Here is an 11,112-nt window from a genome sequence, read left to right as displayed (position 1 = left end):
CGTCCATGGGCCTGCTGGGACAGCAGGAACACCCCGAAGTGCGCGCCGCCGTCGAACACTGCCTGTCCGCCGCCAAAGCGGCCGGCAAGCCCGCCGGCGTCAACGCCTTCAACCCGGACACCGCCCAGCACTACCTCGCGAACGGCGCCGGCTTCATCCTGGTGGGGGCCGACGTCGCCCTCCTGGCCCGCGGCTCCGAAGCCCTCGCCGCGAAATACATTTCCCAGGCCGGCGGCGGAACCCGCGCCAGCTACTGACACCCTAAGGACTTCCCCATGACAGTTACTACTGCACTGCCCCCTGCCATCTCACCGGAGCGCGAGGCGTCCCTGCTGGCGTCCGTGCCCACCGGCCTGCTGATCAACGGCGAATGGCGGGAGGCGTCCGACGGCGGCACGTTCGACGTGCACGATCCCGCCACCGGGGAGGTGCTCGCCACCCTCGCCTCCGCCACCAGCGCGGACGCGGTCGCCGCACTTGATGCGGCCGACGCCGTGCAGGCGTCCTGGGCACGCACCGCACCCAGGACCCGGGCCGAGATCCTACGACGCGCCTTTGACCTGGTCACCGAGCGGGCCGAGGACTTCGCCCTGCTCATGACCCTGGAAATGGGCAAACCCCTCGCCGAAGCCCGCGGCGAAGTCACCTACGGCGCCGAGTTCCTGCGCTGGTTCTCAGAGGAAACCGTCAGCGACTACGGCCGCTACCTCACCACCCCCGAGGGCAAAAACAAGATCCTCGTCCAGCACAAACCGGTCGGGCCCTGCCTGCTCATCACGCCGTGGAACTTCCCGCTGGCCATGGCCACCCGCAAGGTCGCACCCGCCGTCGCCGCAGGCTGCACCATGGTCCTCAAACCCGCCAAACTCACACCCCTCACCGCGCAGTACTTCGCGCAGACCATGCTCGACGCCGGCCTGCCCGCCGGCGTCCTGAACGTCGTCGCCTCCTCCTCCGCGTCCGGGATCTCCGGGCCGCTGCTGAAGGACTCCCGCCTCCGGAAGGTCTCCTTCACCGGCTCCACCCCCGTCGGCAAGCGCCTCATGGCCGACGCCGCCCAGAACGTCCTGCGCACCTCCATGGAACTCGGCGGGAACGCCCCGTTCATCGTCTTTGAGGACGCGGACCTGGACCGAGCAGTTGAGGGGGCCATCGCGGCCAAGATGCGGAACATGGGCGAAGCCTGCACCGCAGCCAACCGCTTCCTCGTCCACGAATCCGTAGCTGCAGAGTTCACCGAAAAGTTCGCCAGCGCCATGGGCGCCCTGACCACCGGTAGGGGCACAGAGCCCACCACTCAAGTAGGTCCGCTTATTGACGCCGGAGCCCGCGACGACGTCCACGCACTGGTAAGTGCCGCCGTCGACGCCGGTGCTGTTGCCGTCACCGGCGGGGCGCCCGTGGACGGGCCCGGCTACTTCTACCAGCCCACCGTCCTGGCCAACGTCCCCAACAAGGCCGCGATCCTGGGCCAGGAAATCTTTGGCCCCGTCGCCCCGGTCACCACCTTCGCTACCGAAGAAGACGCCATCCGGCTCGCCAACAACACCGAATACGGGCTCGCCTCCTACCTCTACAGCAAGGACTTCAACCGCCTCCTCCGGGTAGCAGAACAAATCGAATTCGGCATGGTCGGGTTCAACGCCGGCGTCATCTCCAACGCCGCCGCACCCTTCGGCGGCGTCAAACAATCAGGCCTCGGCCGCGAAGGCGGAACCGAAGGCATCACCGAATACACCACCACCCAATACATCGGCATCGCCGACCCCTACGTCGGCTGACATACCGGCCGCACTGGCCCAGCTTTAAGCTGCGGGACCCCGGCAACACCGGGGTCCCGCAGTCTTTGACCCCTAAAACCGGGCCAGTGCAGCACTGCGTCGACCAGCGTCTGCCTGCCGCCCCAGGTCGAAGTGGGTGGCAGGTGCTTTTTGATGTGGGTCAGCCGACGCAGGTGCAGCTGATCTCAATCTCCCCCGCCCGGGGCCGCCGGAAGTGTCACGTATGTGCCCTGGACCTTGCTGCCGTTTGCCGGCAGGGCTCCAGGCAGCGAGACATAGCTGCCCTTCGGCTGCGGCGGCACCTCCTGTCCGGCTGGCAAGGTGGCGTAACTGCCCTCCGGCTGCGGCGATACTTCAGACCCTGCCGGCAACGTAACGTAGCTGCCCCCTCGCGAGATATCGGTAGCTGCTGTTGCGGGCACTGCAGTGCGTTCGGCCTTTAAGGTCATGATGTTCTCCTGCTTGTGTGGGGTGACGGCGCACAATAACCCAACATCTCTGCCACGGTGGCGCAGTAAGAGCCGTGATATCCACTGCTGGGTGCTCGGTGGGGTCGTTTGCCTGTATCCGGGGAGGAGTTACCCGGCGGTTCTTGAGGGCTTCGCCGGCCCGACGTCGATTCTACGGCTTAATCTGACTAGTTCACAATAAGGCGGGCCGATTTTTTTGCCGTTCACTCCACGCCAAGGGTCCTGCGCCCAAACACAAGAGCGGAGGCCGGGCTGTCACCCAGACTGGGGAGTAACCCGCTACGCCGACCGGCTGGCGTCCTTGCCTACTCGAAGTGGAGTATCCCTTGGAAACCTACGATGCGCTCCTCGCGTCCATTGCCCCCGCCGCCGGCACCGGCCGGACCATCTTTGACCCGGCAACCGGTGAAGCTGTGGGCGAAGCCCCCATCCATAGCCTCGATTACCTGGAAAATGCCGTGGCCGCGGCCGTCGCTGCCCAGCCGGCCTGGGCTGCCATGGGACACGACGCCCGGTCCGCCGCGCTCCTGAAAGCAGCCGACGCCGTCGAACGCTCCGCCGAGGAGCTGGCCCGGCTGCTCTCCCGTGAGCAGGGCAAACCGCTCAACGGCCCCAACGCCCGGTTCGAAGTGGGCGCCTGCGTCGCGTGGCTCCGCGCCACTGCCGGCATGCCGCTGGAACCGGAAACCATCGTGGACGACGGCGAGACCCGCGCCGAACTGCACTACCGGCCCATCGGCGTCGTCGGCGCCATCGGCCCGTGGAACTGGCCCATGATGATCGCCGTCTGGCAGCTCGCCCCGGCCCTGCGCATGGGAAACGCCGTGGTGGTCAAGCCCTCCGGCAACACCCCGTTGTCCGTCCTGGCCCTGGTCAAGGTCCTCAACGAGGAACTCCCGGAGGGCATCCTGTCGGTGGTGTCCTGCGGCCGCGAAGTCGGTGCGCGCCTTACCGATCACCCCGCGATCGGCAAGATCATGTTCACCGGTTCCACCGCCGGCGGCCGCGCCATCATTAAGTCGTCGGCGGACACCGTCAAGCGGCTCACCCTGGAACTGGGCGGCAACGACGCGGGTATCGTCCTGCCCGACGTTGATCCCAAGGCCATCGCCCAGGACATCTTCTGGGGCGCCTTCATCAACACGGGCCAGACCTGCGCGGCCCTGAAGCGGCTGTACGTCCACGACGACATCTACGACGCTGTCTGCGAGGAGCTCACCGCCGTCGCTGCCGCCATGCCCATGGGCAACGGCCTGGACGAGAACAACCTCCTTGGCCCCCTGCAGAACAAGGCCCAGTACGACGTCGTGGCCAACCTCGTGCAGGCCGCAAAAGACTCCGGCGCGCGCGTCCTGCTCGGCGGAAACCCGGACGCCAGCCAGCCGGGCTACTTCTACCCCACCACCCTGGTGGCGGACATCGACAACGACAATCCGCTGGTGGCCGAGGAACAATTCGGCCCCGCCCTGCCCATCATCCGCTACAGCACCATCGACGAAGCAGTGGAAAAAGCCAACGGGCTCGACGTCGGCCTCGGCGCCTCTGTCTGGTCCCGGGACCTGGCCGCCGCCCGCGAGGTGGCGGCGCGGATCCAGGCCGGCACCGTCTGGATCAACAAGCACGGCGCCGTGGACCCCCGCATCCCGTTCGGCGGGGCCAAACAGTCCGGCTACGGCCTGGAGTTCGGCGTCGAAGGCCTCAAGGCCCTCGGCGTACCGCAAGTTATCAACGGCTGACGTTGAGTCGGGAGCCCGGCACGCAGCTTGCCAGTGCCGGGCTCCCGAGGTTTGCGGCGCTAGGCCATGGCCGGGGCGGCGGCGGTCCGGCCGGCGAACTGCCGGCGGGCCCAGCGGGCGAGCTTCTTGCCCTTGCCCTTCCACCAGTTGTCTTCGTCCTGGTTGTGGTGGAAACGGAAGACAATGGCTACCAGGACGAACATGCCCATCACCACGTCCACCCACGACGACATCACCAGGGCGACAAAGACCGTCAGGGCATTGGCGACGATGGACGGGATAGCCAGGGTCCGGAACACGGTGCTTGCCACGTAGCGGCGGTGCGACCTCGGGACGGACAGTTCACGGACCATGTCGAAGCAGACGCAGACCACCACGATGGTCTGCCCCAGGGCCAGGAGCATCTGGCCCGGCATTGAGCCGCTGAACGCAGCGACGGACTCCATTCCCGGGCTCATGGCCGGGCCTTGCGGTTGACGCCTTTGCTGAATACACCAAACACGGAAAACCCCCAGAAACTTGCGGAACCACCGCCGCTGATCCGGCGATGGTTCCATTCAAGGTTCGGGGGGCTCTGGGGTCACGAGTAGTGGGTACTCTAGTTTTCGCTGGAGCCCGTCGGCTGTACTTACTTGCCGATGGCGCGCGGCCGCCACAGCATGACAGCCTGCGACCTCGGACGGGGCCGTTGCCCGCGGGAGAGGCTCACGACGTCGCCTGCGGCACCGGCCGCGAAGATGCGCGAATCCACCGCCCGCGGCCGGCGCCCCAGTTCCTCGGTAAGTTCCGAGATCCGGCTTTGGAGGGCAGCCACCTGGTTTTCAAGTTCCAGGATGCGCTTGATTCCCTCCAGCGACACGCCTTCCTGGGACAGCCGCTGCACTTCCCGCAGCATGTTGACGTCGCGCTGCGAGTAGCGCCGGGACTTGCCGGGGGCACGGCTGGGCTTGACGATGCCAAGCCGGTCGTACTGCCGCAGCGTCTGCGGGTGCATGTCTGCAAGCTCGGCCGCCACGGAGATCACGAAGATCGGCTGGTCAGCACTGATGTCCACGGCTCACCTCCGCTCCTAGAGCCGGGCCTTGGCTGCCAGGCCCTCACGGACGTCCGCCGACGACGTCGCCTCGGCGAACGCCTTGACCGCAGCTTCGGCGTCCTTGTTGAGATTCTTGGGAATTGCGACGTCGATGGTCACCAGCAGGTCACCGGTTGCCTTGGACGTCTTCACCCCTTTGCCCTTCACCCGCAGGGTTCGGCCCGACGGCGTGCCGGCCGGAACTCGGACCTTCACCTTGTCGCCGTCAATGGTGGGAACTTCGATGTCAGCGCCCAGGGCGGCCTCGGGGAAAGTGACGGGAACGTGGATGCGCAGGTTGTCGCCGTCGCGCGTGTAGAACGCATGCGGCTGCACCGCGACGGACACCACCAGGTCTCCATTGCCGGCGGCACCCGGCTGGCCCTTGCCGCGGACCCGGACCTTCTGGCCGTCCTTGATGCCGGCCGGGACGCGGACGTCGATCACCTCGCCGCTTGGCTCGCGCAGGCCGATGGTGGTGCCGCGGATGGAGCCGGCGAACGAAATGCTCGTGGACGCGGTGCGGTCGGCGCCCTTCTGCGGCGTGCGCTGGAATCCGGGGGAACCACCGAAGCCGCCGAACAGGTCCGCAAACTCAGGCGGGATACCGCCTGCGGACGGGTTGAAGCCGCCCGAGTGGCGCCCCGTGTTCCCCGTGAACAGGCCACCGAACATGTCCTCGAACCCGCCGTTGGTGGCACCGGCGCCACCGGGGGCAAAGCGCGCCCCGCTGCCCATGGCACGAATGGCGTCATACTGCTGGCGCTCGTCGGGGTCCGAAAGCACCGAATAGGCCTCGGAGATGTCCTTGAACTTCTTCTCGGAAGCAGCGTTCCCGGCGTTGGTATCAGGGTGGTGCTGCCGCGCAAGCTTCCGGTAGGCCTTCTTGATATCGGCTTCGGAAGCGTCCTTGGCAACACCAAGGATCTTGTAAAAGTCCTTGTCCACCCAATCCTGGCTAGCCAATGGCGTTTCCTTTCTTGTACTTCTTACAGTTGTGCCCACGCTCTCCGCGATACATGGGCCCCCGCCCCTACGCGTGGCTTAGGTCCGTAGGACCAAGCCGCCACGCGTAGGGGCGGGGCCCCCTTATCCGTCCGGCGCGGTCCCAGCGAGGGCGTAGCGCCGGAAGTACCCCGACTAAGCCGGGACGGCCACAATCACTTGCGCAGCCCGGAGGACGCGGTCTCCTGATTTGTAGCCTGAGCGGAGGACCTGGCTGACGGTGTCAACCTCGATGTCTTCGCCGGGCTGCTGGATCAGGGCTTCGTGGATCGTGGGATCGAACTCCACGCCGGTCTCGTTGATCCGGACCAGGCCGTAGGTCTTCAGCGCGTTCTCCAGCTTGGTGGCGATCGCGGCGAAGGGACCGTCGGTCAGGTCGCCGTGCTGCCGTGCGGCGTCGACGTCGTCCAGGACCGGGAGCAGGGAGTTCAGGACGCCGATGACGGCCATTTCCCCTGCCACGGCGCGGTCGCGTTCAACCCGCTTGCGGTAGTTGACGTACTCGGCCTGCAGGCGGAGCAAGTCGTTGCGCAGTTCGGCTGCCTCGGCGTTGCCGGAGCCGGCCTTGGTGCCCTGGGCCACGGACTCCTCTGCCGGCACGTCCACGCCGTTGAGGATTTCCTCCGCCTGGGCCAGCGCGTCGCCGTCCGAATCCGCAGCTCCCTGCCGGGGGGCAGCCCCGGAGGCGTGGCCGCCCTCGGGGTGCCGGGCCTGCCCGGTCACCGGGTCAACCTTGCGGTTGTCCCGGATGACCGGCTCGCCGTTGCCCTGCTTGGCCTCATGGTTCGCGGATGAGTTGTGCTCTTCCTCGTTACCGTGGTGCGGCATGGCTACTTCTTCGCTTCGTCTTCGTCGATGATCTCGGCGTCGACGATGTCCTCATCGGCGTTGCTGCCCGCTGAGGTACCGGCGGCACCCTCGGCACCGGGAGCACCGGCACCGTCCGGCGAACCGGCCTGCGAGTAGATGGCTTCGCCCAGCTTGGTCTGCGAGGCCTGCAGCTTCTCGAACGCGGCCTTCACGGCGGCGTCATCAGTGCCCTCGAGGGCCTTCTTGAGGCTGTCGACGTCGCCTTGGACCTCGGTCTTGACCTCTTCGGGCAGCTTGTCCGCGTTGTCGGCGATCAGCTTGTCCACGGAGTACGCGAGCTGCTCGGCGGTGTTGCGGGTGTCGGTTGCCTCGCGGCGGGCCTTGTCCTCGGCTGCGTGCTCCTCGGCGTCCTTGACCATGCGGTCGATGTCTTCCTTGGAGAGGCTGGAACCGCCGGTGATGGTCATGGACTGTTCCTTGCCGGTGCCCTTGTCCTTCGCGGAGACGTGCACGATGCCGTTGGCGTCGATGTCGAAGGTGACCTCAACCTGGGGAACGCCGCGGGGAGCCGGCGCGATGCCGGTCAGTTCGAACGTGCCCAGCGGTTTGTTGTCGCGGGTGAACTCGCGTTCGCCCTGGAAGACCTGGATGGCCACGGACGGCTGGTTGTCGTCTGCGGTGGTGAAGGTCTCGGACCGCTTGGTGGGGATGGCGGTGTTGCGTTCGATCAGGTGCGTCATGACGCCACCCTTGGTTTCGATGCCGAGGGACAGCGGGGTGACGTCGATCAGGAGGACGTCCTTGCGCTCACCCTTCAGCACACCCGCCTGCAGGGCTGCACCCACGGCGACGACCTCATCCGGGTTGACGCCCTTGTTGGGTTCCTTGCCGCCGGCCAGTTCCTTGACCAGCTCGGAGACGGCGGGCATACGGGTGGAGCCACCGACCAGCACGATGTGGTTGATGTCCGAAAGCTTGATGCCAGCTTCCTTGATGACGTCGTGGAACGGCTTCTTGGTGCGCTCCAGCAGGTCCTTGGTGAGGTCCTGGAACTTGGCGCGGGTCAGCTGCTCGTCCAGGTGGACCGGGCCGTCGGGGGTGACGGAAAGGTACTGGAGGGAGACGTTGGTGCTGGAGGAGGAGGAGAGTTCCTTCTTGGCCTGCTCGGCTGCCTCGCGGAGGCGCTGGAGGGCGATCTTGTCCTTGGAGAGGTCGATGCCCTTGACCTTGAGCTGGTTCAGCAGGTAGTCAACGACGCGCTGGTCCCAGTCGTCGCCGCCCAGGCGGTTGTCACCGGCGGTGGCGCGGACCTGGATGGTGGAGAAGTTGTCTTCGTCCTTGCCGACTTCCAGCAGGGAGACGTCGAAGGTACCGCCACCGAGGTCGAAGACCAGGATGAGTTCGTCTTCCTTGCCCTTGTCCAGGCCGTAGGCGAGGGCTGCGGCGGTGGGCTCGTTGACGATGCGCAGGACGTTCAGGCCGGCGATCTCGCCGGCTTCCTTGGTGGCCTGGCGCTCGGCGTCGTTGAAGTAGGCCGGGACGGTGATGACGGCGTCGGTGACCTTTTCACCCAGGTAGGACTCGGCGTCGTTCTTCAGCTTCATGAGGATACGCGCGGAGATTTCCTGCGGGGTGTACTTCTTGTCGTCGATCGCGACGGTCCAGTCGGTGCCCATGTGGCGCTTGACGGAGGCGATGGTGCGGTCGATGTTATTGACGGCCTGGCGCTTGGCGATCTCGCCGACCAGGACTTCGCCGGACTTGGAGAATGCAACGACCGACGGCGTGGTGCGGCCACCCTCGGCGTTGGCAATAACGGTGGGCTCGCCACCTTCGAGAACGGAGACGACGGAGTTGGTGGTTCCGAGGTCGATACCTACTGCACGTGACATGTGTTGCTTCCTTCTTTCCTTGGAAACTGGCTGGCGCCCAATGGTTGAGCGTTCTGGGCTCAACTTTACTCAGGGCTCAACAGATGTCAACCGAAGTTGAGTGAACTACGCTCAACTTTGCTCTGGGCGTACAAAAAGGGCGTACAAACAGGGCGTACGACGGCGGCCGGCGCCACGGCACGAAAGCGTCAGTCCGGGCCGGGGGCGTCCAGCACTGCCGCGAGCAGTCCGGGGAACCGAGCATCCAGGTCCTCAGTGCGCAGGGTCAGCCGGCGGCCGCGCCCATTGGCCTCGTTGCGGATCACGCCGGCCTCGCGGAGCACCTTCATCAGGTGGGACTTGGTGGACTTCGGCATGTCCGGGTTGCTCAGGGCGCACTCGGCCATATCAAGGGGGCCGGCGCGCAGTTGGCGCGCGATCTCCAGCCGGTCGGGATCACTCAGGGCAAAAAGCACGCTGGGCAAATGGAGGTCCGCGCGTTCGGGATGGGGGAGGTTTGCCGGTGTAGCCACAGTTCGACTTTAGTTGAACTATTGACGCCGCTGCCAGTAGGCTGATGTTTCGATTATTTTCGAACCAAACCCACCCTACGCAGAAGGCGGCTCATTTTGACGCACTCCCCCGCAGTCCGGCCCCAAGAGGCCCGCCGGCGGCTGGGCTTTGTCCTAATCGCGGCCGCGACGGCAGCGATGATGGCAGGAGCCAGCGCGCCATCGCCCTTCTACCCCACCCTGCAGGAGCAGCTGCACCTGCTGCCCGTGGCAACCACCGGTGTCTTTGCCGTCTACGCCGTGGCATTGCTGGCAGCCCTGCTGGTCTTCGGCTCCATTTCGGACCACCTGGGCCGCAGGCCGGTCATCAGCGCAGCCTTCATCCTGCTCGCATGCAGCGTCACGGCCTTTTTGGTGGCCGATTCACTGGCCATGCTCCTGGCAGCCCGCGTACTGCAGGGCATCGCCAGCGGCATCCTGCTGACCACGCTCTCCGCAGCCATCGCGGACCTGGAAGCCGAGGACCATCCCGGCTCCAGTGCCGCCTGGAACACCGTGGCGCCGCTGGGCGGCCTGGCCCTTGGCGCCCTGATGTCCGGGCTGTTGCTGGATCTGCTGGCGGAGCCGCGCACCCTGGTGTTCGTTTCGCTGACCGTCCTGTACGCGGTGTTCGCCGGGCTGGTATGGGCCGCCCCGGAGACCTCACCCCGGACCCCGGGCGTGACGGCTTCGCTGAAGCCGCACCTGACCTTGCCGCCGGCCGCCCGCCGCGGATTCATCACGGGCGCGCCGGCCGTGTTTGCCGGCTGGGCCACGGGCGGGCTGTACCTCTCGCTCGGCGCCGCGATCGTCCACACCACGTTCGGCATCAGGGAACACCTGTGGCAAGGCATGGTGATCACCATCCTGGCCGGCACCGGCGCCGCCACAGCTGCCTGCCTGCACCGGTTTGGCGCCCGCACCATCACGATCTTCGGCACCACGGCCCTGGCCCTGGGGACCGCGCTGTCCCTGCTGGCCATCGGCCTGGACTCGTTCGGCCTGTTCCTGGCTGCCGTGGTGGTGGCCGGTGCCGGCTTTGGCACGGCGTTCATGGGCGTAATCCGGTCAATCAGCCCCCTGGTGGAGGACCACGAACGTGCCGGCACCTTTGCCTCGCTCTTCGTGGTGGCCTACACGGCGTTTGGCGTTCCTGCGGTGCTGGCCGGGCTGCTGGCCCCCGTGCTGTCCCTCCCGGTCACCACCTACGCCTACGGCGGCCTGGTGACGGTCTTCGCTGCCGTCGCTGCGATCAGCCGCGCCCGCAGCAGGGACGCCGAACCGGCCGAAAGCGTCAAAATGGCGGCGCCGGATGCCGGGCCGCACCCGGACACCACGGAGGGATCCGCCGTCGGCGCAGTTCCGGAATCCGCCCGCCGCTAGGCGTTCCGTCCCGGGAATGACGACGGCGGCCCGTCACGCAGCTGCGCGGGAAACGTACCGGCAGGGGTGCTTACCGGTCGGAGTCCGGGCGCCCGTGCAACGGACCACGCTCTTCCGTGGTCGCTTGGACCTGGCCGCCGGTCAGGCCTTCACGGATGGCTTCCTCCGTGCGCGCGGCGCCGGTGCTTCCGGCATCGCCGTAGTTGCCGTCCTCATATTCGCCCTCCGGGTCCCTGTCGGGTTCGTTGACGGTGCCCGCCGTTCCGTAGTCCCCGTCCACATACTGCCCACCTTCTCCTTCCAGGCCCGGGGCACTGCCGCCCTTGCGGGGTTCCTCCGCTGCAACTTCAGGGTTCTCAGTCATGGTGCATCTCTCCTTCGAGGCTCCGCGTCCGGGCGGGCGCACTGGCAGTCTACCGACGCCGCACGG

The 11,112-nt window shown here is 66.7% G+C and carries 12 protein-coding genes; 4 read left to right on the top strand and 8 right to left on the bottom strand.

All coding sequences use genetic code 11. From position 1 onward, the window contains the following. Together AB4Y79_RS13805 and AB4Y79_RS13800 are read left to right on the top strand one after the other, a co-directional pair. On the top strand, positions 1-257 hold a 257-nt coding region (locus tag AB4Y79_RS13805), incomplete at its 5' end, for an aldolase/citrate lyase family protein (protein WP_441862781.1). Between the two features lie 18 nt (positions 258-275). Further along, complete coding sequence (locus AB4Y79_RS13800; protein ID WP_441862779.1) at positions 276-1,781, top strand: NAD-dependent succinate-semialdehyde dehydrogenase; 1,506 nt, start codon at positions 276-278, stop codon at positions 1,779-1,781. Positions 1,782-1,966: 185 nt separating this feature from the next. Here the strand turns inward: AB4Y79_RS13800 and AB4Y79_RS13795 are convergent, their stop codons facing one another. Continuing rightward, positions 1,967-2,230: a hypothetical protein gene (locus tag AB4Y79_RS13795; RefSeq protein WP_441862777.1), complete on the bottom strand. Its 264-nt coding sequence runs from the start codon at positions 2,228-2,230 to the stop codon at positions 1,967-1,969. 347 nt (positions 2,231-2,577) lie between these two features. Between AB4Y79_RS13795 and AB4Y79_RS13790 the strand changes: the two genes are divergently transcribed. Beyond that, entirely contained in the window at positions 2,578-3,987 is a 1,410-nt protein-coding gene (locus tag AB4Y79_RS13790) for an aldehyde dehydrogenase family protein (RefSeq protein WP_441862774.1), read from the top strand. A 59-nt stretch (positions 3,988-4,046) separates the two neighbouring features. Here AB4Y79_RS13790 and AB4Y79_RS13785 read toward each other — a convergent pair whose 3' ends face one another. The 6 genes from AB4Y79_RS13785 to AB4Y79_RS13760 all read right to left on the bottom strand — a co-directional run bounded on the left by AB4Y79_RS13785 (position 4,047) and on the right by AB4Y79_RS13760 (position 9,281). Further along, complete coding sequence (locus AB4Y79_RS13785; RefSeq protein WP_441862789.1) at positions 4,047-4,433, bottom strand: hypothetical protein; 387 nt, start codon at positions 4,431-4,433, stop codon at positions 4,047-4,049. A 182-nt stretch (positions 4,434-4,615) separates the two neighbouring features. After that, the gene (locus AB4Y79_RS13780; protein ID WP_441862771.1) at positions 4,616-5,041 is read right to left on the bottom strand and encodes a heat shock protein transcriptional repressor HspR; all 426 of its coding nucleotides are present in this window, start codon (positions 5,039-5,041) and stop codon (positions 4,616-4,618) included. 15 nt (positions 5,042-5,056) lie between these two features. Continuing rightward, positions 5,057-6,028 (bottom strand): DnaJ C-terminal domain-containing protein, encoded by a 972-nt coding sequence (locus tag AB4Y79_RS13775; protein WP_441862768.1) that lies wholly within the window; start codon positions 6,026-6,028, stop codon positions 5,057-5,059. 174 nt (positions 6,029-6,202) lie between these two features. After that, on the bottom strand, positions 6,203-6,895 hold the full coding sequence (locus tag AB4Y79_RS13770; RefSeq protein ID WP_441862765.1) for a nucleotide exchange factor GrpE: 693 nt from the start codon (positions 6,893-6,895) through the stop codon (positions 6,203-6,205). 2 nt (positions 6,896-6,897) lie between these two features. Then, positions 6,898-8,769, bottom strand: coding sequence for a molecular chaperone DnaK (gene dnaK, locus AB4Y79_RS13765; RefSeq protein ID WP_441862762.1), 1,872 nt, complete (start codon positions 8,767-8,769; stop codon positions 6,898-6,900). A gap of 188 nt (positions 8,770-8,957) precedes the next feature. Next, on the bottom strand, positions 8,958-9,281 hold the full coding sequence (locus AB4Y79_RS13760) for an ArsR/SmtB family transcription factor (RefSeq protein ID WP_441862759.1): 324 nt from the start codon (positions 9,279-9,281) through the stop codon (positions 8,958-8,960). A gap of 96 nt (positions 9,282-9,377) precedes the next feature. Here AB4Y79_RS13760 and AB4Y79_RS13755 point away from each other — a divergent pair, with 96 nt between their 5' ends. Then, the gene (locus AB4Y79_RS13755; protein ID WP_441862756.1) at positions 9,378-10,682 is read left to right on the top strand and encodes an MFS transporter; all 1,305 of its coding nucleotides are present in this window, start codon (positions 9,378-9,380) and stop codon (positions 10,680-10,682) included. A gap of 70 nt (positions 10,683-10,752) precedes the next feature. Here the strand turns inward: AB4Y79_RS13755 and AB4Y79_RS13750 are convergent, their stop codons facing one another. Then, positions 10,753-11,046 (bottom strand): hypothetical protein, encoded by a 294-nt coding sequence (locus tag AB4Y79_RS13750; RefSeq protein ID WP_441862753.1) that lies wholly within the window; start codon positions 11,044-11,046, stop codon positions 10,753-10,755. Between the last annotated feature and the right edge of the window lie 66 nt (positions 11,047-11,112).

This window comes from Pseudarthrobacter sp. YAF2 (assembly GCF_052113345.1).
In the GTDB taxonomy this organism is placed as follows: Bacteria; Actinomycetota; Actinomycetes; order Actinomycetales; family Micrococcaceae; genus Arthrobacter.
The sequence above is the reverse complement of the archived record's forward strand: the minus strand, read 5'-3'. Positions and strand labels throughout refer to the sequence as shown.

Coding starts and splice junctions, on each gene's coding strand:
- AB4Y79_RS13770 (WP_441862765.1), bottom strand. CDS start 6,895: ATGCCGCACCACGGTAACGAGGAAGAGCACAACTCATCCGCGAACCAT.
- AB4Y79_RS13750 (WP_441862753.1), bottom strand. CDS start 11,046: ATGACTGAGAACCCTGAAGTTGCAGCGGAGGAACCCCGCAAGGGCGGC.
- AB4Y79_RS13785 (WP_441862789.1), bottom strand. CDS start 4,433: ATGGAGTCCGTCGCTGCGTTCAGCGGCTCAATGCCGGGCCAGATGCTC.
- AB4Y79_RS13800 (WP_441862779.1), top strand. CDS start 276: ATGACAGTTACTACTGCACTGCCCCCTGCCATCTCACCGGAGCGCGAG.
- AB4Y79_RS13795 (WP_441862777.1), bottom strand. CDS start 2,230: ATGACCTTAAAGGCCGAACGCACTGCAGTGCCCGCAACAGCAGCTACC.
- dnaK (WP_441862762.1), bottom strand. CDS start 8,769: ATGTCACGTGCAGTAGGTATCGACCTCGGAACCACCAACTCCGTCGTC.